We start from the raw sequence: 25,117 nt of genomic DNA, 5'->3' as shown, positions 1-25,117 counted from the left end.
CGCGGCCCGCGCGGGGCGCTCGGTGCGGCGGGGCGGTTCCCCCGGAGGACGGCCCCCGCGGCGTCCTCCGGGGAGGGAGTCCGGTCACGGACTCAGCCGTGGCCGGGCGCGTGCCCGCCGACCTCCTCGCGCAGCTGTTCCAGCACCCCCGACAGCAACCGCGACACGTGCATCTGCGAGTACCCCAACCGGTCCGCGATCTCGGACTGGGTGTGGTCCCCGAAGAACCGCAACCGCAGGATCTCCCGCTCACGCGCGGGCAACCGCGCCAGCGCGGGCTTGAGAGACTCGCGCTGGACCACCCGCTCCAGGCCCTCGTCCTCACTGCCCAGGTGGTCCTCCAGACGCGTCCCCTCCTGACCGTCGGCGTCGGAGGAGTCCGGCGCGTCCAACGACAGGGAGCGGTAGGACTCCGAGACCTGCGCCAGCTCACTGACCTCGGCCTCGGGCAGCCCCATCTCGTGCGCCAGCTCCGCGATCGTGGGCGTACGCGCGTGCTCCTGCTGGAACTCCCCCGTCACCCGGCGCAGCTTCACCCGGTTCTCCTGGTGGCGGCGCGGCACCCGCACCGCCCAGGTGTGGTCGCGAAAGTGCCGCTTGATCTCCCCCGTCACCGTGGGCAGCAGATAGGAGATGAAGGGCTTGCCGCGGGCCGGATCGTAACCGCGCACGGCCTTGACCAACCCCACCATCGCGGTCTGCTTCAGATCCTCCAACGGCTCACCGCGACCCCCGTAGCGGCGCGCGATCTTGTTGATCAACGGCTGGTAGAGCACGACCACCCGCTCACGCAGGTCGTCGGCCCTCGGGTCGTCGTCGGCGAGGTCACGCAGCCGGGAGATCAGCTCCTCGGGGCGGACCTCCCCCGCCTCCTCGGACTCCCCGGCTTCCCGGGCCTCTCCGGTTCCCGTGTCCCCGGGGACGGTGTCCTCGACCGGCCTGCGTGGTCTGGGGATCACGGGCAGTCGGTCGGTGACGGTCGTTGACGTGTGTGTTTCGGTGAGAGACGTGGACAAGAGGAAACCCCCCGGTGCTCTGTCCTGTGTGCTCATGTACCTGCCTGGGCAGGACATCGGCGGCGCGATCCCGCGCGCGGCCCGCGGGGCCGGTGGCCCTGTGGCTGGCGGGACAGCCGCGATGCACAGACTAGGTTCCCTCAGGAACGGCTTCAAAAGCCGCGAATCCAAATTTTTGTTGCTATACGACAATTATCTTGCAAAAAGCGGCAAAGTACCTCAAATTCGACACGGAGCACCCGCCCGGACCGCGACTCCGCTCCCCGTGCTCCCGAGGCACCGCGGCCCGCTCCCCCGCCCCGGGGCACCCGCGTCGGTCGGATACACAGTCGCACGGTTCCGGGCGCCGGACGCGATCCGACACGTGCGGGCCGCCCCGAAGGACCCTCGCGACACGGCCACTCCAGGCGACAGAGGCAATACCGAGAGTGACATTAGGGTGGGTGCCATGACCGTTCCGCACCTGTCCCTGAACAACGGCGTCGAGATCCCGGCCCTCGGTTTCGGCGTCTACCAGACACCGCCCGAGCAGACCGTCTCCGCCGTCGAGACGGCCCTGGCGACCGGTTACCGGCACGTCGACACCGCGGCCGCCTACGGCAACGAGCGCGAGGTCGGGGAGGCGATCCGCCGCTCGGGCCTCGACCGCTCGGAGGTCTTCGTCGAGACCAAGGTCTGGATCAGCGACTACGGGTACGACGAGACCCTGCACGCCTTCGACAAGAGCGCGGGCAAGCTCGGCGTCGACCGGATCGACCTGTTCATCCTCCACCAGGCCCTTCCCGGCGAGTTCGACCGCACCCTCGCGGCCTACAGGGCGCTGGAGAGGCTGCTGGCCGACGGCGTGGTGCGGGCGATCGGGGTCAGCAACTTCACGCCCCAGCACCTGCGGCGGCTCCTCGCCGAGACCGGGACCGTGCCCGCGGTGAACCAGATCGAGGTCCACCCCTACTTCCGGCAGTCCGACCTGCTCGCCTTCGACACCGAGCACGGAATCCTCAACCAGGCCTGGTCGCCCATCGGCGGCATCACCTTCTACCGCGACGGGAGCAACGGCTCCACGCTCCAGGACCCGGTCATCGGCGGGATCGCCCGGGCGCACGGCAGGACACCCGCCCAGGTGATGCTGCGCTGGCACCTCCAGCAGGACCGGCAGGTGATCCCCAAGTCGGTGACGCCCTCGCGGATCGCGGAGAACTTCGACGTGTTCGACTTCGAGCTCACCGCCGACCAGCTCGCCGCCGTCGACGCGCTCGACACCGGGGTACGCGGCGGGCCGGAGGCGGAGGACGTCACCCGGGAGAACGCCTGGATCGACGTCCCGGAGGCCTGAGGACGCCGGGTTCCCGGCGATCGGGCCCGGGAGGAGCGAGAACCCGGGTCTACCTCGGGGCCAGCGGGCTGGCGAGGAGCAGCCCGGCTCCCGTGGCCGTGCCCGCGCCGACACCGTCCAGGCACAGTTCCTGGAGCGCCTCGCTGTCGCGCACCACGGCCTCGCCGGTGAAGTGGTACCGCGCGGGCCTGCCGCCCAGGTGCTTCCACTTCACCGAGGTGACGTCCAGCACGCCCGCGAACTTGCCGCCCAGCCAGCCCTCGAACTCCTCCTCCGGAAGAGGGGCCCGCTTGCCGCGCGGGCGCGTCCCCCCGCCGGCGGGCTCCGAGCCGCGCGGCGCGGTGGGCGCCGTGATGAGCTCCCAGCGGACGGTCTCGCCCTCGGAGTAGCGCGGCATCGGGTGGATCGCGGCGGAGGTCGCGCCGGGGACCTTGCCCCAGGCGGGGGCGGTGTCGGAGCTGACCACCAGCGTGCTCGGCGAGGTGCGCGCCCACAGCACGCGGGCGTCGGACTCGGGGTCGGGGTCGACCGCTCTGCGCACGGCCTGCCCCATGAGCGCCCACTGGTCCATCCGGGCACTGCGCTTGGGGTCGAGGTTGATGCGGGACAGGTACAAGGAGTTCCCCTCCGGGGCGTCCCCGCCGGGGCGGGGGTTCGTGTTCGTGTTGGGTCGCGGGCCGTCGGGGATCACCTCCGCCCGGCACGGAGTTCCCACTGTACGAGGCACCGGACCCCGGGTCGGCCCGTCCCCGGCCCCGCCGTCGGGCCCGTCCGGAGTACGCACCGTGCGCGAGCACGGCGGTCCGCCTTCCCGGGGCCCGCCCGGATCGGCTACGGCTGCGCCGCGCTCCTCCCCAGCGGCCCCGGGAGTCTTTGCCGGTACCCCCATCAACCGGGGCTCCCTCCTCGCCCCCGCGCGTGGTGACCTGGAAGAAATCGCCGGTTCCGCAGCCGTCCCGCCGTTCGGCGGCCCGGCTCCTCTCCCGGCGACTCTCCCAGCGACAGGAAGGGACCGACCTTCGCCATGCCCACCACCACCCCGTCCGCAACCAGAACCGGCCGGCTGCCGTTCGTGACCTACATCCTCGCCGCGGGGGTGTTCCTGATGGGCACGACCGAGTTCATCGTCGCCGGCATCCTTCCCGAGATCGCCGCCGACCTCGGCGTCGCGGTCGCGGACGCCGGACTGATGATCACCGTCTTCGCGGTCGGCATGATCGTCGGTACCCCGACGATGGCGGTCCTCACCCTGAGACTGCCCCGCCGCGTGACCCTGACGCTCTCGTTGGCCGTGTTCGCGTTCGGACACGTCCTCGTCGCCCTCACCTCGGACTTCACGCTCATCCTCGGCGCCCGGTTCCTCACCGCACTGGCCACCGGCGCGTTCTGGGCGGTCGCGGCGGTCGTGGGCGCGAAGGCGGCCGGCCCGGCGCTGTCCTCCAAGGCCCTGGGCGTCATCCTCGGCGGCGGCATGCTCGCCAACGTCATCGGCGTACCGCTCGGCGCGTTCGCGGGCCAGGCCATCGGGTGGCGCGGCCCGTTCTGGGCCCTCGCGGTCCTGGCGGTCCTCGCCGCCGCCGTGATCCACCGCCGGGTCCCCGCCGACCCCGCCTCCGGGCCGCTGCCGTCGGTGCGGGCCGAGATCGCGAGCCTGCGCGACGTGCGCATCTGGCTGGTCCTGGCCGGTGCCGCCATCGTGTGCGGGTCCTCGCTCGCCGCCTACAGCTTCATCTCCCCGCTCCTCACGGAGAACACCGGCCTGGACGCGGCCGCGGTCCCGCTCGTGCTCCTCGGCTACGGGCTGGGGGCGTTCGTGGGCTCCAACCTCGGCGGCGGCCTCGGCGCGCGCCGCCCCTACACCGTCCTGTTCGCGGCGGCGGCAGCGACGTTCCTCGTACTCGGCGCGCTCTGCCTGTTCTCCCACGACCCGGTCGTGACCATCGCCCTGGTCGTCCTGCTGGGGCTGTTCGGCATGTCGACCAACCCGGTCCTGATCGGCATGGCCGTCCGGTACGCCGATGACGCCCCCACCCTGGCCTCGGCGCTGAGCACGGCCTCCTTCAACGCGGGGACCGCGGTCGGTTCGTGGATCGCCGGGTTCGCGATCGCGTCGACGCTCGGCGCCACCGGGCCCGTGCTGGTGGGCGCCTGCGTCGCCGCGCTCTACTTCCTGCCGCTGGCCCTCCTGTTCGCCAAGGAGCGTCGCGCCGTACGGGGAGGCGACCGTGGGACCGGCGACAGCACGGCCGTGGTCCCCCCTGAGACGGGGCGCGGGTGAGCGCATACCCATGGGGCCGGTGACGGAGTGCCGTGGCGGCCGCGGGCGAGCGGACGCGTGGCGAAGCCGGGGACGTGGCCCGGGGAGTCGACGGCCGCCCGCACGCGGTCGCGGGTGGCGGCGGAGACCGCTCCGGCCCGCCGGGGCCCGGTCCAACCCCACCCGAACCCCACCTGGAACGCAGAAAAGGGCCCGCCTCACGGCGGACCCCTCGCTGACCTGCTACTGCTCTGTCGGGACGGCGGGATTTGAACCCACGACCCCTTGACCCCCAGTCAAGTGCGCTACCAAACTGCGCTACGTCCCGTCCGCTGCGCGGACGCCGTTCCCGGCGCCGCCAACAGGTGAAACTGTATCGCATCCGGCAGGGCGCTCGGACCGGATATCCGGCCGCGGGCACCAGGTGCGGGGGGCTCCCTCAGGGCACCAGCCCCTCGACGAGGGACTCCTCGTCCTCACCCGTGTGCACGACGACCGCTCCCGGGGCCGCGAGCATGTCGACCAGCACCTGCCCCTCGGGGGTGATCCACCGCGCCGTGTCCCAGGACACCGACTCGCCGAAGGGCGCCACCGCGACCTCGGTCCGTCGGTCGTCCGCCGCGAGGGGGGCACGCGTGCGCGGGACGAGCACCACGTCCTCCAGCGCGACGACGTTCTCGGTGCTCGCGTACCCGCCCAGGAGGCCCTCCGTGTCCGCCGTCGCGGTGATCCCGCCCGAGGCGTCCACGCGGTGGAACAGCGAACCGTCGTGCAGACTCTCACGGAGCACACCGCCAGCGGTGTCGACCCGCACCACGCTCTCCGGTTCGTAGTCCCCGTCCCTGCCCCAGGCCTCGTCCGCGACGAGTGCGGGAAGGCGGTCGAGCCGCTCCCCGGTGGCGGCGTCGAGCACGCGCAGGGCCGGATCGGCGTCGTACTGCTCCAGCGCGATCACCGGGGTGCCGTCTCCGGCGGGGTGGGGGCGTCCGACCGGCTCGGGGGCCGTCTCTCCCGGGGCGGCGGCCCACGCGTGGCGCCAGGACTCCTCCCCGGTGGTGAGGTCCACCGCCGTGACCGCGACCTCCACCCGGTTCCCGCCCGTGAAGAGGCTGAAGAAGCTCTCGTAGTCCGAATGGTCCCCTATCCGGCTCTGCCTCTCGGGGGCGCACCCGTGCAGGGTGACCAGCAGGTCGCCGTACCGCAGGGGGTCCTCGTGGCGGCAGGCCCGGCCGTCGTCGGCCTCCACCAGCGTGCGCGACCACAGTTCCCCGCCGCCGTCCAGCGATCTCGCGGTCAGCGCGAGCGAACCGCCGAGGTCCGTCCGGACGAGCCCGATCCGGGCCTCGGGGGTCATCGCCACGAGGCCGCCCCACCCGTTCCGCTGGAGCACGGTGTGCTCGCCGGTGACCTCACCGGTCGCGATGTCGAGCACCGCCGTGGTCCACTCCACCGGTTCCCCGTCCGCGCCGGGTTCGGTGCCCTCGGGAACGTCGCCGTGAACGTAGTGCACGTACACGTGCGCGTCGTCGGCCCACACGCTCCGGCCCCGGTCGCGCGGGCGCCGGAAGGACCACCGCTCCTCGCCGGTCGCGCCGTCCAGGGAGACCGCGCCGTCGCCGAGCAGGACCAGGGGCCCGTGGGTGCCCGCGCGGACCTCGTCGATCCGCGTGCCCATCGGGGGCGCCCAGCTCCACCCCACCCGGCTGACCGACTCCGGCACCGGCGGCGGGTCGCCGCCCTCCGCCGCGGTGGTGTGCGGTTGCCGGGGGAAGGCCGTCACGCCCACCAGCGCGCTGACCAGCACGACCGCGAGGACGCCCGCCGTGACGGGGGGCAGTGAGCGGCGCAGGGGCGTGAGCCTCTGCGGCTGCACTGACGCCAGCATGGACAGGCACCCCAGTACGACCGCGCAGACGACGAGCCACATGGCGGCCGCCGCGGGCGAGGGGTCGTAGTGCCAGGCCGTCTCCGCGGTCGCCTCGAAGGCGTCGCGCGGGAAGCCCGCGATAGCCGGGTACACGCCGCCGAGGGCGGCCAGGGCGAGCCAGACCACGTACGCCCGGCCCTCGGGGTCGTCGTCGAGGCGGCGGGAACGCGTCAGGTTCCAGCGGATCCCGTAGAACAGGGCCATTCCGGCGACGACCGCCCCCGGGACCCACCAGGCGCCGGTCTCCTCCAGCAGGCCGTCCTCGTACCTTCCCCAGTTCCGGACCACCGTGGTGACCGCCAGGAGCAGGGCGCCCGCGAGCAGCCCCGCCCCGGTCCACGCCAGGGTGTTCCTCACCTGTCCGCGCCGATCCGGCGCCCCTGCCCCGTCCACTGCTCTCCCTGGCCTCGGGCCGCGCGCCGGAGACGGCGGCGCCGTGTCCGCACGGCCGCACCGTCCGTCAAGTCGCGGACAACCTAGCAGCGGACGGAATCCGGACGGCAGGGGCGTCCGGCCCCGCCCACCGGGTCCCCGTTCGGTTCCGGGTGCCCGGGCAGGATCCGTACACACAGACGGAAAACCATGCACACGAACGCAATTCGCGCACACGACTGGAATCCGTGCATGCGACCGGAAACCGTGCACACGTCAGGGGCGGCCGGTCAGCGTCACTGGCCGCTGGGCCAGGTCTCCTCCTCGCCCGAGTCCTCCTCCACCGCGTGCAGGGGTGTGAGCGCGCGGGTGCGGTCGACGAACACGAAGGCGTCGTATCGCTCCCCCAGCACGGTGGGGACGTAGTTGCGCAACCCGTCGCGCCCGGGGTGGTAGATGACGCCGACGGCGCGGTGCGGCAGGACCTCACCCGCGAACGGATCGACCGCCCCCTCCCCGGTCAGGACCAGCAGGCCCGTCTCCCCCTCCAACGACTGGTGCAGCAGTGCCTCCACGCTCCCGTGGCGCGCCGCGGGAACCGGCATCGGCTCGGGGGTCCCGCCCCACGCCCGTGCGGCCATGACCCGGCCCTCGTAGGTGCCGAAGCCGACGAGGACCGCGTCCTCGGCCCCGTGTCGCTCGCGCACCAGCTGCCCCACGTTGACCATGCCCGCTGCGGCCATGTCGGTGGCGCGCGCGTCGCCGACGTGGGTGTTGTGCTCCCACACGACGGCCTTGGCGCCAGGCCCGTGGTGCTCCATGAGCCGGTCGAGTGTGTCGGCCATGTGGCGGTCGCGCACGTTCCACGACTCGGGTCCGCCGCGCACCATGGCCCGGTAGTACTGCTCCGCGCCCGCGAGCACCTCGGCGTTCTGGCGTGCGGCGAAGTCGGCCAGGCCCTCGGCGGGCGACACCTCCCCCGCCCGCTCGCGCAGTTCGGCCAGCAGGCGCACGACCTCCGCCTCACAGTTCTCGGGCACCAGCCGCGTGGCGCGGGCGTAGGCCTGGGGGTCCTCGCCGTAGGGCTGGAAGCAGCGGTAGGCCCTCAGTGCCGGTCCCACCTGCTCGGGCATGTTCTCGCGCAGCCACCCCAGCACCGCGTACAGCGACTCCCACAGGCTGTAGACGTCCAGGCCGAAGAACCCCGCGCGCCGCTCCGGCGCGAGATCCAGGTTGCGCCCGCGCAGCCACCGGGCGAACTCCAGCACCTCGGTGTTGGCCCACATCCACTGCGGCCACCTGCGGAAGCCCTCCAGGATCTCCTTGGGATCCTCGGGCGCGCCCGGCGCGCCCACGACACCGCAGTGCAGGTCCTGGAAGTCCGGCCAGTCGCCCTCCACCGCGACGAAGGAGAAGCCCGCCTCGTCGATCAGCCGCCGGGTCAGTTCCGCCCGCCAGCGGTAGAACTCGGCGGTGCCGTGCGAGGCCTCGCCCAACAGCACGTGGCGCGCGTCGCCGATCCGTTCCAGAACCGGGTCCAGCGACCTCGGGCCGGTCAGCCGCAGGAGGGCGTCCGGCCCGGTCCCGGGGCTCACCTCTCCACCTCGCCCAGGATGCCCGCGAACCAGCCGGAGGCGGCGTCGGCCACCTCCTCCAGCGCGCCCGGTTCCTCGAACAGGTGGGTGGCGCGGGGGACGACGTGGATCCGGTGCGGGGCGCTGAGCCGGTCGGCCGCGTCCTCGTTGAGCCGCAGGACCTCGGTGTCCGCGCCGCCGACGATGAGCAGCGTCGGGGCGCGCACGACCTGGAGCGCCTCCGTGCCCGCGAGGTCGGGACGGCCGCCGCGCGAGACCACCGCGGCGACCAGGTCCGGGCGCTCGGCGGCGGTCCTCAGAGCGGCGGCGGCACCGGTGCTGGCGCCGAACAGGCCGATGGGCGTCCCCGCGGTGTCCTCGTGCGCGGCCAGCCAGTCCACGGTGCCGGTGAGCCGCCGGGTGAGCAGGTCGATGTCGAAGCGCTGGCGCCCGGTCGCGCTGTCGACGCGCTCCTCCTCGGGGGTGAGCAGGTCGAGCAGGAGCGTGGCGACCCCGATCCGGTTGAGCTCCTCGGCGACGGCCTGGTTGCGCGGGCTGTGGCGTGAGCTTCCGCTGCCGTGCGCGAAGGCCACGACGGCGGTCGCCCCGGGGAACACGGCCAGCCGCCCGTCGAGCCCCGCGTCCGGCGTGCGTACCGTCACGTCGACGGCGGTCATGGTGGTCTCCCTTCGTGGGGGCCGGGCTCCCGTGCGGTGCTCCGGCCCGGTGTCGTCCGCCGCGTGCACGGCGGCCGGTGGCGGTCAGGGACGGCCGGGAGGGCCGCCGCCGGGGCTGCGGGAACCGCCGGGCCCGTCGGGGCCGCCGGAGCTGCCGGGTCCCCGGGGAAGCCTCACCAGCAGACCGCGGACCTCGTCGTCGGTGACCTGGGGAAACCTCTCGTACCAGAGGCTGACCGCGCCGAAGTCCGGCGGCGTCTCCAGGCAGACGACCCGGTCGCAGACGTCGGAGAGCGCGCGCACGGCGCCGGGCGCGCCCACGGGAACGGCCAGCGTCAGGGACGCGGGGCGCCGGGCGAGCACCGAGATCAGCGCCGCCCGGGCGCTCAGCCCGGTGGCCAGGCCGTCGTCGACCACCACGACGTCGTATCCGCCGACCTCGGGCTCGGGGTCCTCCCCGCGGTAGGCCAGCAGCCTGCGCCGCGCCTCGGCCTGTTCGGCCCCGACCATGTCGGCCAGGCGCCCCTCGGGAATGCCCAGCAGGTCCAGCGCCCTCTGGTCGAACAGCGGAGGCCCCTCGGCCGTGGTCGCCCCGATCGCCGTCTCCGGGCTCCCCGGGGCACCGATCTTGCGCACGACCACGACGTCCAGCGGCACGCCGACGGCCTCGGCGACGGGCCCGGCCACGGGGACGCCTCCCCGTGGCAGGGCCAGCACGCGCGGGCGCGGCCCCGCCTGCTCCGCCACCGCGCGGGCCAGCCGCCCGCCCGCCTCTCGCCGGTCCCGAAACACGTCTGTCACCTCACCCCGGTCGCGTCGTCGCGGCGCCCGGACCCCGTGGCGCGAAGGCCCGCGTCCGCGCAGTTCAGCGGTGTGCGCGGGCCGTGTGGTGAGCGCTACCCCGGTGCCTTCGGCGCACACATGGCGCAGGCAGGGCGCACCGGGAACGCCACGGCGCGGCGCGGCCCTCTCCGAGCGGGCCTTGCCCGGGCCGTCCGGTTGCCGGACCGCGTCCGCACCGGTGCCCCCTATTCGCCGGTCCCCTCCCCGCCGTGCCCCGCCGAGGCGTGCCCGGCCGCCTCCGCCTCCAACGTGGTGAAGTCGCGGGCCAGCCCCCGCAGGAGGGTCGTGACCGCCCGGCCGATCTCCGCGCCGTCCACCGGCGCGTGCCCGAAGAGCAGCCGGTAGTGGACCAGGGAGGCCAGGGTGTCGACCGCCAGCGTGAGGTCGACGTCGTCCCGCAGGTCTCCCCGATCACGCGCCCGTTCGAGGGCGTCGCGCACCGCCGCGCGGGGAGGCGTGAAGAGCGTGTCCATGAACCTGCGGTGCAGTTCGGCGTCACCCGAGCAGTCGGCGAGCAGCGGGCTGAAGAACTCCGGCCCCATACAGGTGAAGGTCCGCGCGAACAGCGACAGGGCCTCGTCCAGGTCGCACAGGGTGCAGCCGGTGCGCGGCGGCTCCACCCGCCCCATGCGCCGCTCCAGTTCGGCGAGCACGAGCAGTTGCCGGTTGGGCCAGCGCCGGTAGACGGCCGCCTTGCTCACCTGTGCCCGCCTGGCGACCTGCTCGATCGCCAGCCCCCGGTAACCGCCCTCCTCCAGGACATCGGAGACCGCGTCGAGGACCGCAGTGTCGATGTGCGTGTCACGGGGACGCCCGCCTCCGCCGGAGCGCTGAGCCATTGACGTCATCTCTCCTTCGCGCTTAATATCCGATCCGCACCGTATCGTATCGAAATAGGAGACGGAGAACAACCATGGCCACGGACGTACCCCCGCGCGCCGGCCCCCGCCAGTGGCTCGGGCTCGGTCTGCTCACCCTTCCGCTGTTCGTGCTGGCCGTCGACGCGAGCGTCCTGTTCCTCGCCGGACCGCACATCGGCGCCGATCTGGATCCCAGTCCGACCCAGTGGCTGTGGGCCATGGACGTCTACGGCTTCGCCATCGCCGGTCTGCTCGTCACCATGGGCTCGGTCGGCGACCGCATCGGCCGCAGACGGCTGCTGCTCATCGGTTCCGTCGTGTTCGCCGCCGCCTCGGTGTGGGCGGCCCTGGCGCATTCCCCCACGGCGCTCATCGCCGCGCGCGCCGCCCTCGGCGTCGCCGGTGCCACCCTGATGCCGTCCACGCTCGGGCTCATCCGGACGATGTTCCGGGACGACCGCCAGCGCACGACCGCGGTCGCGGTGTGGATGACGACCTTCTCGGTGGGCGTCGCCCTGGGGCCGCTCGTAGGCGGCGCACTGCTGGAGGCGTTCTGGTGGGGGGCGGTGTTCCTCGTGGCCGTGCCGTTCATGCTCGTCGTGGCCCTGCTCGGTCCGGTACTGCTGCCCGAGAGCCGGGACCCCTCCGCGACCCGGACCGACGCGGTGAGCGTGGTGCTGTCCGTCGCGGCGGTGCTCGGCGTGGTCTACGGCCTCAAGGAGATGGTCGTCTCCGGGCCCGACGCGGCGGCCGCCGCCGTGCTCGCCGCCGGTCTGACCCTGGGCGCGGTGTTCGCCCGCAGGCAGAGGACCCTGGAGACACCGCTGGTGGATCCCGTGCTGTTCCGGTCCCGGACCTTTCGCACCGCCCTCGCCCTGCTGGTGGTGGGCGTCTTCGCCGTCACCGCGGTGAACTTCCTCGTGCCGCAGTTCCTCCAGTCGGCCGCCGGACTGTCCCCGCTGCGGGCGGGGTTGCTCACCGTGCCCGTCGCACTGTCCGCGATCGCCGGTTCCCTCGCCGCGCCCGCCCTGGCCGGGCGCTGGGGTCCGCCCGCGGTGGTCGCCGGCGGCGCGCTGCTCTCCCTGGCCGGGTACCTTCTCCTGGCGCAGGTGGACGCGCAGGGACCGCTGTGGGCGCTGGTGGCGGGCGGGTCCCTGGCCGTGCTCGGACTGAGTCCGACGACCGTGCTGACCACCGACCTGGTGGTCTCCTCGGCGCCCGAGGAGCGTTCGGGGTCGGCCGCGGCCCTGTCCGAGACCAGCGGCGAACTCGGTGTGGCGTTGGGCATCGCGGCCACGGGCAGCCTGGTGTCCGCCGTCTACCGGCTGCGGGTGGAGGGGCTGTTGCCCGCCGGGCTGCCGCACGACGTCCTCACCGCGGCCCGGGAGGACATCGGCTCGGCCGTGGAGGCGGCCGCGGGGCTGCCGTCGGGAACGGCCGGAGAGGTCGTCGCCGCCGCGCGGGAGGCCTTCGGGGACGCCTTCACCGCCGTCGGTTACGTGTGCGCCGCCGTCGCCGCCGGTCTGGCCGTGCTCGCCGCCGTCGGCATGCGCCCGCGTCGCGCGGAGGGAGAGGAGCGGGCGGGCGATGCGGACGGAGCGGGCCGAACCGGCGGCTCGGACGGTGCGGACCGGGCGCGGGAGCCGTCCTGACCCTGGCCCGGACGTCGGACGAACCTCCCCGCGGACCGGCTCGTCCGGCGTCCTGCGGCCGCACCGGAACCGGTTCCGCTCTACCCGCCCAGGGTGCCGTCGAGGCGCTGCACCACGCAGAACTCGTTGCCCTCGGGGTCGGCCATCACCGCCAGCAGGTGGCCGTCCTCCTCGTAGGTGGGACGCAGCACCTCGGCTCCCAGCGCGCGCACCCGCTCGATCTCCGCGGCCACGTCGTGGACGACCAGGTCCGGGTGCATCCGGTTCTTGCCGGAGCGGGGCTCGGGCACCTTCTGGAGCAGCAGGTCGGGCCAGCGTCCGTTCGGGTCCTTGAGGGCGCGGTAGACCGGGTGCTCTCCCTCCTCGCACTCGAAGCCGAGCGCGGCGCACCAGAAGTCGGCGGCGGCGTGGAGGTCGTTGGTGTCGAGTACCCAGACCAGGCGCACGTGGCGCTCCCCTCGGTTCGCCTTGCGGACCGCGGCCGCGGTCCGCAAGGCCACCCTACGACGGAGGCCCCGCACGGCGGGAGACCCCGAAGCTCCGTGGCGTCCGGTCGCCACGGCGCCGCGGAGCCCACCCATGCGGAAGGCGGTCCTCGCACCCGTCCGCGCGGCGGGCCCGGCGTCCGGGCTCAGGGCGCGGCCCCGGGGATGAGCAGCCCCTCCGCCTCCAGGTCCGCCCACAGGGCCTCGGGGACCGGGGCCGCCAGGAGCCGGGCGTCGTGCGTGATCTCCCCGGCCGAGCGGGCCCCCACCAGGACCCCGGCCACCGCCGGGTGGCGCGCGCAGAAGGCCATCGCCGCCCGGGGCAGGCTCACCCCGTGGCGGCGGGCCACCGCGGCGATCCGCAGCGCCCGGTCGCGCAGCGGTCCGGGAGCGGCCGCGTAGTCGTAGGTGGCGTCGGCGGAGGGCTCGTCCACGGCAAGGATCCCGCTGTTGAAGACCCCGGCCGCGATCACCGACACCCCCGCTCGCAGGCAGGCCGGGAGCATCGTGGCCGCCGCGCCCTGGTCCAGCAGCGTGTACCTCCCCGCGAGCAGCACGGCGTCCACGTCGGTCTCCACGGCGAAGCGCTCCAGCATGCGCGCCTGGTTCATGCCCGCGCCGATCGCGCCGACCACGCCCTGGTCGCGCAGCTCGTGCAGGGCCGGGTAGGCCTCCCCGACCGCCTGCTCCCAGTGGTGGTCGGGGTCGTGCAGGAGCACCACGTCCACCCGGTCCAGGCCCAGCCGCTCCAGGCTCCGCTCCAGGGAGCGGCGCACCCCGTCGGCGCTGAAGTCCCACCGCCGCCCGTACGCGGCGGGGACGGCGAAGCCCTGGTCGTCCAGCCGCCCGGCGCGGTGCGGGGTGGGCTCCAGCAGGCGGCCGACCTTGGTCGAGACCACGTACTGCTCGCGGGGCAGCCCGGCCAGGGCGCGGCCCAGTCGGCGCTCGGCCAGGCCCAGGCCGTAGTGGGGGGCGGTGTCGAAGTAGCGCACGCCCGCCTCCCACGCCGCCAGGACCGTCGCGGCCGCGGTCTCCTCGTCCACCTCCTGGTAGCCGCTGTTGCCGAGCGGGGCGGTGCCCAGCCCGAGGGGGCTGAGCGTCACCGCCGACCCGCCCAGCCGGGCCCGTGAGACGGGACTGTGTTCCATGCCGTGGTTCTCCCTCTGCGCTGGTGGAGGATGCCGACCGGGTCCGCGGCCCCGTGGGGCCCGCTCCGGACGGCGTCCACCGGGCGCGGGCCCGGCGCCCGCGCCCCTGACTACCACTTCCGCGGCCTCGGTCGGCACCCCGGTTCCGCCCTCAATTTTTTTGTGACGACCAGTCCATAAAGTGGTACCGTCTGGAGCATGGGCAGACCACGCCAGTTCGACGAGGAGCACGTGATCCGGGCCGCCTACGAGGCGTTCCGGGCCAAGGGCTTCGACGGGACCTCCACGGCCGACCTGTGCCAGGCGACCGGGCTGACCCGCAGCAGCCTCTACAACACCTTCCACTCCAAGGAGCACCTGTTCCGCCGGGCGCTCTCCCACTACGTCACCACCATGACCGCGCGCCAGGGAACCGTGCTGGACTCCGCGGAGGGCAGCGGGCTGGACCGGATCGGGTCGCTGCTCGCCGTGATCGTGGCCGACGAGACCGCCAACCGGGAGAGCGGCCGCGGAGCGGGCTGCTTCACCGTCAACACCATCACCACGATCGCCTCGCGCAACCCGGAAGTCGCCCAAATGGTGGAGGCCGACCTGCACAAACGCCTGTCCTCCCTGCGTCTGACCGTCATGGACGGCCAGCTCGACGGCTCGATCGCCGCCGACCGCGACCCCGGCGACCTGGCCTGGTACGTGGTCTCCCTCATCTCGGGGATGAGGGTCGCGGCCCAGTCGGGCGCCGGGCGCACGGTGCTGGAGGGCGTCGCATCGACCGGGATCGAGGCGCTCCGGCCCTGACCCGCCTTCCCCACCGCCCTCCCCGGGCCCGCCCGCTCCCCGTCCCGCGCCGCCCCCTGACCTGACGCCCCCGCGCCCCCGAGCCCCGCCCCAGCCCGACCGCCCCCGAACCCGCGTGCCCGTGCGGACCCTCCGCTCCCGCGCCGGTGCTGCCGTATGCCCGTCGCGCGTCTCTCCGTGCGCCCCAGTTTTGGTCTGATCGATTCAAAACCTGAAAGGAACCCCCCGTGCCCAAGTCCGTCCACCTCATGGCGCTCGGCATCTTCGCCATGGTCACCAGTGAGCTGCTCGTCGGCGGACTCATGCCGCAGATGTCCGAGGACCTCGGGGCCACCATCCCGCAGATCGGCTACCTCATCACCGCGTTCGCGCTGGCGATGGCGCTCGGCGGTCCGCTGGCGACCCTGTCTGTGCTCCGGCTGCGCACGAACCACGCGCTGATGGTGCTGTTCGCCGTCTTCTTCGTCGGCAACGCGCTGGCCGCCCTCTCCACCTCCTACTGGCCCATGCTCGTGGCCCGCGTGGTCACCGGGGCGGCCTCCGGCGCGTTCTTCGGCGTCGCCCTGTCGGCGGTCGCCCAGGTCACCGATCCGCACTTGCGCGGACGCGCCACCGGTGTGGCCCTCCAGGGCCTCATGGTGGGCACCCTGCTCGGCCTGCCGCTGTCCACGCTCATCGGCGGACAGTTCGGCTGGCGCGCCGCCTTCGCCGCCGTCGGTGCGCTGACCGTGATCGTGGCAGTGGCCACCATGCTCGCCCTGCCACGCCTGGAGAAGGCCGAGGAGGCCGGGGCCCTGCGCTCCGAGTTGGAGGTGTTCCGCCGCCCGCGCCTGTGGACGGTCATGGCCACCTCCACGCTCATCATCGGCGCCACCTTCGCCGCGTTCTCCTACTTCACACCGATCCTCACCGAGGTCACCGGTTTCTCCCGCGACATCGTGCCGCTGCTGCTCCTGGGCTACGGCGGGGCGACGGTCGTCGGCAACATCGTGGTCGGCCGTCTGGCCATGTCCCACACCGTGACCGTCATCGTGGCCGGTCTGGCGCTCAACACGGTCTTCCTGGGCGTCTTCGCGCTCTTCGCGGACCTGCCGGTCCCCGCCCTGCTGGCGATGGCGGGCATCGGGCTGGTGGGCATCACGCTGAACCCCGCGATGATCACCCGCGTCCAGCGCGCCGGGAACCCGCGCGCCCTGGTCAACACCGTGCACTCCTCGTTCATCACCATGGGCGTGGTCGTCGGCTCCTGGATCGGCGGCATGGGCATCGACGCCTTCGGGCTGCGCGCCCCGCTGTGGGTCGGCGTCGGTCTGGCCCTGCTCGCGCTGCTGGCCATGGTGCCCGCGGCCCTGACCGCGCGCCGGGTGGGCCACGAGGCCACCGACCTGTACGCCCCGCCCGCGCCGGGACCGGCGAAGGGGGGCCGGGCCGTCCACCCCACGGACGCCTGACCCCCTCCGAGGGCTCCGACCTGCGCGGACCCCGCCCGCTCCCCCGGTGGTTGCCCCCGCCGGGGAGCGGGCAGGGGACCCGGACATCCGCCACCACGTGGAGGTCGAGATGCACTACGACGAGTTCCTGAACGAGGTCCGCGAGCTGGGCGAGTACGCCGACCGCGACGAGGCCGAGCAGGTCAGCCGCGCGGTACTGGGCGTGCTGGCGCCCCGGCTCCAGGCGAACGGCGCGGAACACCTGGTCGCGCAGCTGCCCGACGAACTGGGCGAGGCGATCCAGCAGGGCGAACTGCTGGATGCGGAGTCCTTCGGCGTGGAGGAGTTCCTCACCCGGGTGGGCGCCGCCACCGGGGCCCGGCCCCGGACCGCCGAGTGGGACGCCAGCGCCGTGCTCACCACCGTCTCCCGCCGGGTCACCGGGGGCCAGCTCAACCACATCCTCAGCCAGCTCCCCTCCGGCTACGCCGCGCTGTTCGGCAAACCGGAGCTGAGCGGCTAGCGGCTGAACCCGCCCCGGGCCCCGCCGGACGCGCCCGACGGGGCCCGGGCCCTGCGGGTGGCCAGCCCTTCGGCCTGCTGGGGGCGGCGCCGCCCCCAGCAGGCAGGGACGCTCCCCCAGCGGAAGGAGCGCACGACCCCCCTTTCATGCCTTGACAGTCATATAACCATGTTGGCATACTCAGTGCATGCCCGATCTGTTCGCCGTCCTGGCCGAGCCCAGCAGGCGCCGCATCCTGGACGCGCTGCGCCAAAGCGAGGGCCTGCTCGTCAAGGACCTGGTCGCCGGGCTGGACCTGAGCCAGCCCAACGTCTCCAAGCACCTGCGCGTGCTGCGCACCGCCGGACTGGTCTCCGAGACCGCCGAGCGGCAGGGGCGGCGCTACCGCCTGCGCGCCGAGGCGCTGCGCGACCTGGACGACTGGCTGCGCCCCTACCGGGCGTTCTGGACGGAGCGGCTGGACGAACTGGGCGAGTACCTGGACTCCACGCACCCGCAGGAGGGGCACCAGCCATGAGCACCGAGGTCAGCGTCGACGCGAGCACGCCCGGCGCACCCGTACTGCACTTCACCCGCCGCTACCCGCACCCGCTGTCGGCGGTCTGGTCCGCGCTGACCACCGACGAGGCGCTCAGCCGGTGGTTCCCCTGCCGGGTGGCGATCGACGCGCGCGAGGGCGGCGCGCTCACGCTCACCTTCCCCGGCGAGGAACCGCAGACCGCGCCGATCACCGAGTTCGCCCCGCCGCACGTCCTGGCCTTCCACTGGGACGGCGAGGACCTGCGCTGGACCCTGGAGGAGGACGGTGACGGGTGCGTGCTGCGCCTGTCCAACACCGTCGCCGACCCGGCCTGGACGGCCAACACCGCGGCCGGATGGGACGTGTGCCTGCGCACCCTCGCCGCCGTGCTGGACGGGCGCGCGGAGCGGACGCAGGCCGGCCCCGACGAGGCGCTCATCGCGCACTACCGCGAGGCCCTGGCCACCGGCTGAGGCACCGGCCGCACCGGGACTCAGATGCGGACCACGATCTTTCCCCGCGTGTGTCCGCGCTCGGCGTACGCGTGCGCTTCCGCGATCCGTTCGATGGGATAAGTCCGCTCGACGCGCGGTGTGTAGCGGCCTTGCCGGCCGAGTTCGCCCGCCTCGGCGAGGAGCGTGGAGTCGTTCTCCGCGTTGGCCAGGTGCACACCCAGGCGCTGGGCATTGATGTGGTCGGCGACCGTCGACACGCGAGCGGGGTCGCCCACGATCGCGACGAGGTCGGCCAGGGAGCCGGAGGCCGCGGTGTCGAGCGCGAGGTCGACACCTGCGGGTGCCAGGGTGGCCAGGCGCCGTGCGAGGCCGGTGCCGTAGGTGGTGGGAACGGCTCCGAGGGAGGTGAGGAACTCGTGGTTGCGCTCGCTGGCCGTCCCGATCACGGTGGCGCCCCGGGCCACCGCGATCTCGACCGCGGCACTGCCCACGCCTCCGGCAGCGCCTTCGACGAGCAGGGTGCGCCCCCGCAGGGGACCGAGCGCCTTCAGCCCGCCCAACGCGGTCACGGACGCCAGGCCCGCGCCGGCGGCCTCCTCCTCGGTCCATGTGGCAGGCGCGTGGGCCCAGGCCGAAAGCACGGCCAACTCCGCCGTCGCTCCGGTGACGCCGCCCAGCCCGAAGACACGGTCGCCGATGCTCACCCCCCGCACGCCCGCGCCGATCTCGTCGACCACACCGACGGCGTCACGCCCGGGAATCGCGGGCAGGTCCACGGGGAGGATTTCGCGCACCGCACCGGAACGCACCTTCCAGTCGATGGGATTGACGCCGGCCGCCGCGACGCGGACGAGGATCTCACCGGGCCCGGGACGCGGGTCCGGCGCCTGCTCGACCACGAGGGTCTCCACACCGCCGTACTCGTGATAGCGGACTGCGCGCATGAGGGCCGGCCTTTCCACACGGCCTGAACCGGCCGTTCGTGGGATCAGTGGGGAAAATGTTCGGCGAACGCCGACACCCGCTACGCTAGGACCTGACGTTGGCGTCAGCTTCAAGTCGGGCGGTCCGCCCGGGCGGAGGAGGGCCGGTGCGCATCGGTGAGGTCGCCGAGAAGGCGGGAGTGAGCGTCCGGGCACTGCGCTACTACGAGGAACAGGACCTGCTCCAGGCTGACCGCAGCCCCGGCGGCCATCGGCACTACCCCGACACCGCCGTCCAGCGCGTCCGGTTGATCCAACAGCTGTACGCCGCGGGCCTCCCCAGCAGAGTGGTCCGCGATGTGCTGCCGTGCGTGGACTCGGGTGAGGCGCACCCGGCACTCCTGGACCAGCTGGTGGCCGAGCGCGGCCGCATCGACCAGCGGATCACCGACCTGCTCGCCGTGCGCGACCGACTCGACGACGTGATCGACGTCACGCGAAACCCTGACGCCGACTGCTCCCACATGCGGTGAGGCCCCCTGCCGCGACGACTTCAGACGTCGCGGCAGAGGAGTGCGCGTCCCGGGGCGGGGAAGGCTTCGTGGATGTCGTCGCGTGCCTTCCAGCGGATGCGCGGGCGGCGCAATCCGGTACGGGCGGGCGAAGGCGCGCCACGGCCCAGCGCTGGACGCTCGGGCCGGAGCCGTGCCCGGTGCCGCGGCGGGCGGTCAGCGGTTCCACGTCGAGGTCCCTCGCGTCGCACGGGCAGCGTCTCCGGTCAGCGCACCGGGGGCGGGGCGGGACCTCAGGACGAACGCGTGAGGAGGAGGGGGCGGGGGCTGGCCGCGAGGATCCGCGAGCTGACGCTGCCCAGGACGAGCTTGGGAATCCCCACCCGGGCGCGGCTGGCGAGCACCGCCAGGGCGCCGGGGCGGCGGTGGAGCAGCCCGGTGATGTCGCCCGCGGGGTCGGCGCCGGTCAGCACGGTCGTCCGGACCGCCAGGCCGTCCGCCTCCAGCCTCCGCGCGGCCCCCGACAGCCGCGTCTCTGCCACGGCCGCCCCGCCGGGCGAGGCCACGTGCACCAGCTCCACCTCCAGCCCGAGCTGGCGGGCCCACCCCCGCCCCAGGGCGAGGGTGGCGGTGTCGCGGGAGCCGCCGTCCAGGCACACGAGGGCGCGGCCACCGGCCCCGCCTCCCTCGTCCCGCAGGTACCCGGGACCTATCATGAGCACCGGGGCGGCGGCCTGGCGCAGTACGTGTTCGGTGACGCTGCCCGCCACCAGGCGTGAGAACCGGTCCCGGTTGTGGGTGGCCATGCACACGACCGTTCCGGGCTGCTCGGCGACCGCGTCGACGATCACGTCCCCCGGCCAGCCGGAGCCGACCATGGAGACCTCGACGCGGTCGTAGTCCAGGCCCGCGGCGATCGCGTCGACGTCCTCGGCCCACGTGCGGTTCACGCGGTCGTGCACGGTCAGCAGTTCCAGGGGGACCCGCAGGACGCGGGCGGCGCGCAGCGCGGGGCCGAGGGCGGCGGCCGCACCGGCGGTGCCGTCCAGGGGCACCAGGAACCGGGTGATGGCGCGGGTGGGGGCCCGTGCGGCGCCGTCTTCACCACCGGCGGCCATCGGCACTCCCCCTCCACCGCGCCCCAGAGCCGACGACGGGGGAACCATGGCAGTGCACCTGCCCGCCGACGGGTGGATCCTGGCGGCCGGACTCCTGCTGGTGGCGGCGATCCTGGCCTCGGGCTTCGCCAACCGCATCCGGCTGCCCGGTCTGCTGCTCTTCCTGGCCCTGGGCATGCTCATCGCCGACGACGGGCTCGGGCTGGTCCGGCTGGACAACCCCGAGATCGCCCAGATCGGCGGAGCCGTCGGACTGATCCTCATCCTCTTCGAGGGCGGCCTGACGACCAAGCCCGGGGACCTGCGGCGCGCCGCCGCCCCCGGGTTCGCGCTGGCCACCGTGGCCGTGGCGGGCACGGCGCTGATCCTGGCGGCGGGCACGTACCTGCTGTTGGACGTGCGCCCCCTGACCGCCCTGCTCATCGGCGCGGTCGTGGCCTCCACCGACGCCGCGGCGGTGTTCGCCATGCTACGGAGGGCCCCGCTGCCCCGCAAGGTCGCCTCCCTGCTGGAGGTGGAGTCCGGCGCCAACGACCCCGTCGCCATCCTGCTCACCATCGGCCTCATCGCCACCTGGCAGGACACGCCGTCACCGGCCGAGTGGGCGCTGTTCGGCCTCATACAGCTGGTCGGGGGCCTGGTCGTGGGCGCCGTGGCGGGGCTGGCCGGAAGCTGGCTGCTGACCCGCGTCAACCTGGGCCCGGCCGGGGTCTACCCGGTGCTGGCGCTGGGCGTGGCCGGGGCCTCCTACGGCGTCGCGGCGCTGGCGGGCGCCTCGGGCTTCCTCGCGGTCTACGTCACCGGGCTGGTCGTGGGCGCCCGCGCGCCCCTGCACCGGCGGGGCATCCGGACCTTCCACGAAGGGCTGTCCAACACCGCCGAGGTGGGGCTGTTCCTGCTGCTGGGCATGCTGGTCTTCCCCTCCGACCTCCCGGGTGTGGCGCTCCCGGGGCTGGCCGTCAGCGCCGTCCTGGTCCTGGTGGCACGCCCGGCGACGGTGGCGCTGTGCCTGGTGTGGTTCGACTACACGTGGCGGGAGATCGTCTTCGTCAGCTGGGTCGGGCTGCGCGGGGCCGTGCCGATCGTGCTGGCCACGTTCCCCTTCGTGGCCGGGTACCCGGACGGCGCCCTGATCTTCAACGTCGTCTTCTTCGTCGTGCTGGTCTCCGCGGCGGTGCAGGGCACCAGCATCCGCGCCGCCGCGGGCCTGCTGGGGCTGACCCGGGACGGCCACTCGCTCGACCCCGTGGCGGCGGACGTCCCCATCAGCGACCTGGGCACCGAGCTGATCGAGGTGCGCGCGGCGCCGGGGCTCTACATCGTGGGCAGGCGGCTCGGGGAGCTGGACCCGCCGCACGGCCTGGTCACCACGATCGTGCGGGGCAAGCGGGTGCTGGTGCCCTCGGCGCACACCCGGATCCGTGAGAACGACCTGCTCATCGTGGCCATGCCGCGCCGCCCCGACGCCCAGCGGCTGGTCACCGCCTGGGCCAAGGGCGAGGGCGCGGACGGGGCCTGACGCCGGGCGCGTGCTCGCACACTTCCACACCCTGCTCGCGGAGTCCGAACGGGGTGGACGGCGCCGGCCCTCAGGAGGCGAAGAGCGCCGCCGCGTCCACGGCGGTCTGCGCCACCCCGTAGGCCAGGGCGGCGAGCACCAGCACCCACAGCAGGATCGCGGTGACGGTGGAGGCGTTGGTGGTCCGGTTGCCTGACATGTGTGGCCTTTCCTCGGTTCCTCGGTGACCGGTGGGGACTCGGTGACCGCTGGGGGACGTGTGTGCGGTCCGGGGGCGGGGCCGGTCGCGGTCCCGCCCCCGGGTTCGGGCTCAGCCGCGCCCGGCGACGCGTTCCCGGTCGCGCTGGTGGACCCGCTCGGGCAGGGGCCGGACCAGCATGTTCGCGAGGAAGCCCACGGCCATGACGCCGACCATGACGTAGAGGGAGAGCCCGTAGAGCTCCGCCCCGTCGCGTCCGGCGGACAGCTGGGCGTCGGCGATGACGTTGACGATCATCGGCCCGGCGACCCCGGCCAGCGACCAGGCGGTGAGGATCCTGCCGTGGATGGCGCCCACGTTGAAGGTGCCGAACAGGTCCTTCAGGTAGGCGGGCACCGTGGAGAAGCCGCCGCCGTAGAAGGACAGGATGACGCCGGTCAGCGCCACGAACAGCACGATCGAACTGGTTCCCGCGACGGCGATCAGCAGGTAGAGGAGCCCGCCCAGGCCGAGGTAGCCGATGTAGACGCGCTTGCGGCCGATCACGTCGGAGGCCGAGGACCACACGAGCCGCCCGAGCATGTTGCACAGGGAGAGGAAGCCGACGTAGCCCGCCGCCTCGGCCGGGCCGACCCCGGTGAAGAACTCCTGCACCATGGGCGAGGCCTGTTCCAGGATCCCGATGCCCGCGGTGACGTTGCAGAAGAGCACGGTCCACAGGAGCCAGAACTGCGGGGTGCGCACGGCGGTCTCCACCGACACCCCCTCCAGGGCCGGGGACCGGCCCGCGGAGGCCTCCTTCGGCTCCTCGGCCGGGGCCCCCGCGGGGCGCCAGCCCGGCGGGGGGACGCGCACGGTGAAGGCGCCCAGCATCATGACCACGAAGTAGACGGCGCCCAGGGTGAGGAACGCGGGGGCGATGGCGTCCGCGGGGGTGTCGGCGTAGCGGCTGAGGAGTTCGGAGGACAGCGGCGAGGCGATGAGCGCGCCGCCGCCGAAGCCCATGATCGCGATGCCCGTGGCCAGGCCGGGCCGGTCGGGGAACCACTTGATGAGGGTGGAGACCGGCGAGATGTAGCCGATGCCCAGGCCGAGGCCGCCGAGGAAGCCGTAGCCGAGGTAGACCAGCCAGAGCTGGCCGGTCGCCACGCCGAGCGCGGCGACCGCGAAACCGCCCGACCAGCACAGGCCGGAGACGAACATCGCCTTGCGGGGGCCGTTGCGCTCCACCCACTTGCCGCCGAACGCGGCCGACAGGCCGAGCATGACGATGGCGATGCTGAAGATGATCCCGATCGCGGTCAGCGAGGTGTCGAACCGTTCGACCAGCGGGTTGCGGAAGACGCTGAACGCGTACACCTGGCCGATGGACAGGTGTACCGCCAAAGCCGCGGGCGGGATGAGCCACCGGCTGTAGCCGGGTGGCGCGATGCTCCTCTCGTAGTCGAGGAACGAGGTCAGGGGACTGGTGCGCGTCATGGATCCCGCTTCGTGTTCTGCCTGTCGCGGTGGGGGCGTGGACGCCGGGGCCGCTCCTGCCGGTCCGGGATCATCCCGGGGTCGCCGGGAACCGGGCTGGGCGGGGCGTTTCGCCCTGTCGGAAGCAGCCTCCTCACGGAGAGTGACCGTGCGAATGTCGAACGTCTGTGCCGGAAGCGAACTTATGTGATGAATGCGTCGTGATCAAGCCCTCAGTGCACGCAAACCGGCCAAAAGCCCCATTTCTCTCAACGCCCCCGCGCCACCGGGACCACGGCGACGGCCGCGGCGGCGAAGACCGCGCTCACCGCGAAGACGAAGGGCAGGCCCACGAGGATGATCACCGCCGCCATGAGCACCGGGGTCAGCGTCGTGCTGACCGCCTGGAGCCAGTTCTGCGCGGCCAGGGCCCGCCCCGCCCAGGAGGCCCCCGCCGTCTCGGCGACGGCGGTGAAGGTCAGGCCGTTGTGCCACATCGTCAGGACCAGGCAGGCCAGGAGCAGCGGCACGGCCGTCCACGCCCAGATCCCCGGCAGCACCGCGAGCAGCACCAGGCACACCCCCGAGACCACCGCCAGCCACCGCACCGGGCGCATCCGGTCCCCGGTCCGGTCGGACCAGACCCCCAGCAGCAGGCGCCCGGCCGCGCCGGGGACCTGCGCCACCGCGACGACCGCGCCCGCGGCGGGCGGGCTCCACCCCTGTTCCTGCACCAGGTAGATGACGGCGTAGGTCATCAGCGCGATCTGCGGAACGCCGAGCAGCATGCTCACCCCGTGCACCCGCCAGATGTGCCCGTGCCGGTAGGGCGACCCCGCCGCAGGCCGCACGGTGTCGGCGGCGTCGGCGTGCGCGGTGTCGCCGGCGGAGCCGGCGCGCCCGGCGGCGTCCGCGCTCGCGGCGCCTCCGGCCTCCTCCGGTGCCGGGGGCCGCCCGGGAGCGGAGGCGGGCATCGCCAGCACGAACGGGACCGCGAGGAGCGCGAGCACGGCCGGGAGCGTCATCGCGCCGACGAACCCCCAGGCACCCGCCGCCCAGGGCAGTACCAGGGCGGAGAGGCCCACGCCGAGGGGCAGCGCCGACTGGCGGATTCCCATGGCCAGGCCGCGTTCGCCCTCGGAGAACCAGGACAGCACGAGCCGCCCGCTCGCCGCGTTGACCGGGCCGCCGACCGCGCCCACCAGCAGCAGGACCGCGACGGCTCCCCACAGCCCCGAGACCGCCCAGAGCAGGCCGAGCGCGCACGCCGTGAGCACCAGGCTCAGCGCCATCGTCGGCCGCTCACCGAACCGGTCGATCACCAGGCCCCACACCAGGAGCGTGAGCAGCAGGCCGAGCGAGGGCAGTCCGGCCAGCATCCCGGCCTGCGCCGTGGTGACGCCGAAGGCGTCCCTCAGCTGCGGCAGCACGACGGGCACGCCGAACATCGCCGACACACTGGCCACCTGCGCCACCATGCTGACCGAGAGGACGATCCAGCGGTTCCGTACGAGCACCCCG

24 protein-coding genes and 1 tRNA gene are annotated in these 25,117 nt (G+C 73.7%); 10 read left to right on the top strand and 15 right to left on the bottom strand.

The window, feature by feature from the left end:
• Positions 1–92: 92 nt before the first annotated feature.
• On the bottom strand, positions 93–959 hold the full coding sequence (locus HGB44_RS25295) for a SigB/SigF/SigG family RNA polymerase sigma factor (RefSeq protein WP_168444138.1): 867 nt from the start codon (positions 957–959) through the stop codon (positions 93–95).
• Positions 960–1,464: 505 nt separating this feature from the next.
• Here HGB44_RS25295 and HGB44_RS25290 point away from each other — a divergent pair.
• Positions 1,465–2,349 carry an aldo/keto reductase gene (locus HGB44_RS25290; RefSeq protein WP_061081177.1) on the top strand — a complete coding sequence of 295 codons (885 nt, stop codon included), beginning with the start codon at positions 1,465–1,467 and terminating at the stop codon, positions 2,347–2,349.
• A gap of 49 nt (positions 2,350–2,398) precedes the next feature.
• On the opposite strand, the gene HGB44_RS25285 is transcribed toward HGB44_RS25290, so the two are convergent.
• The gene (locus HGB44_RS25285; protein ID WP_061081233.1) at positions 2,399–2,965 is read right to left on the bottom strand and encodes a type I-E CRISPR-associated protein Cas6/Cse3/CasE; all 567 of its coding nucleotides are present in this window, start codon (positions 2,963–2,965) and stop codon (positions 2,399–2,401) included.
• A 408-nt stretch (positions 2,966–3,373) separates the two neighbouring features.
• Here HGB44_RS25285 and HGB44_RS25280 point away from each other — a divergent pair, with 408 nt between their 5' ends.
• A complete protein-coding gene (locus tag HGB44_RS25280) occupies positions 3,374–4,627 on the top strand; it encodes an MFS transporter (RefSeq protein WP_061081178.1) in 1,254 nt (417 codons plus the stop codon).
• Between the two features lie 233 nt (positions 4,628–4,860).
• Here HGB44_RS25280 and HGB44_RS25275 read toward each other — a convergent pair.
• The 6 genes from HGB44_RS25275 to HGB44_RS25250 form a co-directional block, all read right to left on the bottom strand.
• A tRNA-Pro gene (locus tag HGB44_RS25275) sits at positions 4,861–4,934 on the bottom strand.
• Positions 4,935–5,045: 111 nt separating this feature from the next.
• Positions 5,046–6,890 carry a hypothetical protein gene (locus HGB44_RS25270; RefSeq protein ID WP_061081179.1) on the bottom strand — a complete coding sequence of 615 codons (1,845 nt, stop codon included), beginning with the start codon at positions 6,888–6,890 and terminating at the stop codon, positions 5,046–5,048.
• A gap of 311 nt (positions 6,891–7,201) precedes the next feature.
• Complete coding sequence (locus HGB44_RS25265) at positions 7,202–8,500, bottom strand: erythromycin esterase family protein (protein ID WP_061081180.1); 1,299 nt, start codon at positions 8,498–8,500, stop codon at positions 7,202–7,204.
• Positions 8,497–9,156: a dienelactone hydrolase family protein gene (locus tag HGB44_RS25260; RefSeq protein ID WP_061081181.1), complete on the bottom strand. Its 660-nt coding sequence runs from the start codon at positions 9,154–9,156 to the stop codon at positions 8,497–8,499. Before HGB44_RS25260 ends, HGB44_RS25265 begins: the two co-directional genes overlap by 4 nt.
• An 84-nt stretch (positions 9,157–9,240) precedes the next feature.
• Positions 9,241–9,948, bottom strand: coding sequence for a phosphoribosyltransferase (locus HGB44_RS25255; RefSeq protein WP_061081182.1), 708 nt, complete (start codon positions 9,946–9,948; stop codon positions 9,241–9,243).
• A gap of 236 nt (positions 9,949–10,184) precedes the next feature.
• Positions 10,185–10,847, bottom strand: coding sequence for a TetR/AcrR family transcriptional regulator (locus tag HGB44_RS25250; RefSeq protein WP_231972478.1), 663 nt, complete (start codon positions 10,845–10,847; stop codon positions 10,185–10,187).
• Positions 10,848–10,912: 65 nt separating this feature from the next.
• Between HGB44_RS25250 and HGB44_RS25245 the strand changes: the two genes are divergently transcribed.
• On the top strand, positions 10,913–12,511 hold the full coding sequence (locus HGB44_RS25245) for an MFS transporter (protein WP_061081184.1): 1,599 nt from the start codon (positions 10,913–10,915) through the stop codon (positions 12,509–12,511).
• A gap of 80 nt (positions 12,512–12,591) precedes the next feature.
• On the opposite strand, the gene HGB44_RS25240 is transcribed toward HGB44_RS25245, so the two are convergent.
• A complete protein-coding gene (locus tag HGB44_RS25240; protein ID WP_061081234.1) occupies positions 12,592–12,957 on the bottom strand; it encodes a VOC family protein in 366 nt (121 codons plus the stop codon).
• A 185-nt stretch (positions 12,958–13,142) separates the two neighbouring features.
• The gene (locus HGB44_RS25235; RefSeq protein ID WP_061081185.1) at positions 13,143–14,144 is read right to left on the bottom strand and encodes an aldo/keto reductase; all 1,002 of its coding nucleotides are present in this window, start codon (positions 14,142–14,144) and stop codon (positions 13,143–13,145) included.
• Positions 14,145–14,342: 198 nt separating this feature from the next.
• Here HGB44_RS25235 and HGB44_RS25230 point away from each other — a divergent pair, with 198 nt between their 5' ends.
• The 5 genes from HGB44_RS25230 (at position 14,343) to HGB44_RS25210 (ending at position 17,885) form a co-directional block, all read left to right on the top strand.
• Positions 14,343–14,939, top strand: a complete 597-nt coding sequence (locus HGB44_RS25230; RefSeq protein WP_061081186.1) for a TetR/AcrR family transcriptional regulator — start codon at positions 14,343–14,345, stop codon at positions 14,937–14,939.
• Between the two features lie 227 nt (positions 14,940–15,166).
• Positions 15,167–16,390, top strand: a complete 1,224-nt coding sequence (locus tag HGB44_RS25225) for an MFS transporter (protein WP_168444137.1) — start codon at positions 15,167–15,169, stop codon at positions 16,388–16,390.
• A 109-nt stretch (positions 16,391–16,499) separates the two neighbouring features.
• Entirely contained in the window at positions 16,500–16,892 is a 393-nt protein-coding gene (locus tag HGB44_RS25220; protein ID WP_061081236.1) for a DUF2267 domain-containing protein, read from the top strand.
• 187 nt (positions 16,893–17,079) lie between these two features.
• Positions 17,080–17,409, top strand: a complete 330-nt coding sequence (locus HGB44_RS25215; protein ID WP_061081187.1) for an ArsR/SmtB family transcription factor — start codon at positions 17,080–17,082, stop codon at positions 17,407–17,409.
• Positions 17,406–17,885 carry an SRPBCC family protein gene (locus tag HGB44_RS25210; RefSeq protein ID WP_061081188.1) on the top strand — a complete coding sequence of 160 codons (480 nt, stop codon included), beginning with the start codon at positions 17,406–17,408 and terminating at the stop codon, positions 17,883–17,885. The genes HGB44_RS25215 and HGB44_RS25210 overlap by 4 nt, the downstream gene beginning before the upstream one ends.
• 20 nt (positions 17,886–17,905) lie before the next feature.
• On the opposite strand, the gene HGB44_RS25205 is transcribed toward HGB44_RS25210, so the two are convergent.
• On the bottom strand, positions 17,906–18,811 hold the full coding sequence (locus HGB44_RS25205; RefSeq protein ID WP_061081189.1) for an NADP-dependent oxidoreductase: 906 nt from the start codon (positions 18,809–18,811) through the stop codon (positions 17,906–17,908).
• Between the two features lie 146 nt (positions 18,812–18,957).
• On the opposite strand from HGB44_RS25205, the gene HGB44_RS25200 reads away from it, so the two are divergent.
• Positions 18,958–19,323, top strand: a complete 366-nt coding sequence (locus HGB44_RS25200; RefSeq protein WP_061081190.1) for a MerR family transcriptional regulator — start codon at positions 18,958–18,960, stop codon at positions 19,321–19,323.
• A 272-nt stretch (positions 19,324–19,595) separates the two neighbouring features.
• Here the strand turns inward: HGB44_RS25200 and HGB44_RS25195 are convergent, their stop codons facing one another.
• Positions 19,596–20,420, bottom strand: coding sequence for a universal stress protein (locus tag HGB44_RS25195; protein WP_061081191.1), 825 nt, complete (start codon positions 20,418–20,420; stop codon positions 19,596–19,598).
• A 46-nt stretch (positions 20,421–20,466) separates the two neighbouring features.
• Here HGB44_RS25195 and HGB44_RS25190 point away from each other — a divergent pair, with 46 nt between their 5' ends.
• On the top strand, positions 20,467–21,939 hold the full coding sequence (locus tag HGB44_RS25190; RefSeq protein WP_210752136.1) for a potassium/proton antiporter: 1,473 nt from the start codon (positions 20,467–20,469) through the stop codon (positions 21,937–21,939).
• A 70-nt stretch (positions 21,940–22,009) separates the two neighbouring features.
• On the opposite strand, the gene HGB44_RS32555 is transcribed toward HGB44_RS25190, so the two are convergent.
• The 3 genes from HGB44_RS32555 to HGB44_RS25180 all read right to left on the bottom strand — a co-directional run bounded on the left by HGB44_RS32555 (position 22,010) and on the right by HGB44_RS25180 (position 25,113).
• Positions 22,010–22,138: an MFS transporter small subunit gene (locus HGB44_RS32555; protein ID WP_017566608.1), complete on the bottom strand. Its 129-nt coding sequence runs from the start codon at positions 22,136–22,138 to the stop codon at positions 22,010–22,012.
• 111 nt (positions 22,139–22,249) lie between these two features.
• Complete coding sequence (locus HGB44_RS25185) at positions 22,250–23,617, bottom strand: L-lactate MFS transporter (protein WP_061081193.1); 1,368 nt, start codon at positions 23,615–23,617, stop codon at positions 22,250–22,252.
• Positions 23,618–23,865: 248 nt separating this feature from the next.
• The gene (locus tag HGB44_RS25180; RefSeq protein WP_061081194.1) at positions 23,866–25,113 is read right to left on the bottom strand and encodes an MFS transporter; all 1,248 of its coding nucleotides are present in this window, start codon (positions 25,111–25,113) and stop codon (positions 23,866–23,868) included.
• Positions 25,114–25,117 lie beyond the last annotated feature (4 nt).

Origin of the sequence: Nocardiopsis alborubida (assembly GCF_012396365.1) — a bacterium.
Lineage (GTDB): Bacteria > Actinomycetota > Actinomycetes > Streptosporangiales > Streptosporangiaceae > Nocardiopsis > Nocardiopsis alborubida.
This window is presented reverse-complemented; position numbering and strand designations above follow the sequence as displayed.

Excerpts from the sequence above, each read along its gene's own strand:
- HGB44_RS25290 (WP_061081177.1), top strand. The coding sequence starts at position 1,465 with ATGACCGTTCCGCACCTGTCCCTGAACAACGGCGTCGAGATCCCGGCC.
- HGB44_RS25280 (WP_061081178.1), top strand. The coding sequence starts at position 3,374 with ATGCCCACCACCACCCCGTCCGCAACCAGAACCGGCCGGCTGCCGTTC.
- HGB44_RS25260 (WP_061081181.1), bottom strand. The coding sequence starts at position 9,156 with ATGACCGCCGTCGACGTGACGGTACGCACGCCGGACGCGGGGCTCGAC.
- HGB44_RS25250 (WP_231972478.1), bottom strand. The coding sequence starts at position 10,847 with ATGACGTCAATGGCTCAGCGCTCCGGCGGAGGCGGGCGTCCCCGTGAC.
- HGB44_RS25245 (WP_061081184.1), top strand. The coding sequence starts at position 10,913 with ATGGCCACGGACGTACCCCCGCGCGCCGGCCCCCGCCAGTGGCTCGGG.
- HGB44_RS25235 (WP_061081185.1), bottom strand. The coding sequence starts at position 14,144 with ATGGAACACAGTCCCGTCTCACGGGCCCGGCTGGGCGGGTCGGCGGTG.
- HGB44_RS25230 (WP_061081186.1), top strand. The coding sequence starts at position 14,343 with ATGGGCAGACCACGCCAGTTCGACGAGGAGCACGTGATCCGGGCCGCC.
- HGB44_RS25220 (WP_061081236.1), top strand. The coding sequence starts at position 16,500 with ATGCACTACGACGAGTTCCTGAACGAGGTCCGCGAGCTGGGCGAGTAC.
- HGB44_RS25215 (WP_061081187.1), top strand. The coding sequence starts at position 17,080 with ATGCCCGATCTGTTCGCCGTCCTGGCCGAGCCCAGCAGGCGCCGCATC.
- HGB44_RS25210 (WP_061081188.1), top strand. The coding sequence starts at position 17,406 with ATGAGCACCGAGGTCAGCGTCGACGCGAGCACGCCCGGCGCACCCGTA.
- HGB44_RS25205 (WP_061081189.1), bottom strand. The coding sequence starts at position 18,811 with ATGCGCGCAGTCCGCTATCACGAGTACGGCGGTGTGGAGACCCTCGTG.
- HGB44_RS25195 (WP_061081191.1), bottom strand. The coding sequence starts at position 20,420 with ATGGCCGCCGGTGGTGAAGACGGCGCCGCACGGGCCCCCACCCGCGCC.
- HGB44_RS25190 (WP_210752136.1), top strand. The coding sequence starts at position 20,467 with ATGGCAGTGCACCTGCCCGCCGACGGGTGGATCCTGGCGGCCGGACTC.
- HGB44_RS32555 (WP_017566608.1), bottom strand. The coding sequence starts at position 22,138 with ATGTCAGGCAACCGGACCACCAACGCCTCCACCGTCACCGCGATCCTG.
- HGB44_RS25185 (WP_061081193.1), bottom strand. The coding sequence starts at position 23,617 with ATGACGCGCACCAGTCCCCTGACCTCGTTCCTCGACTACGAGAGGAGC.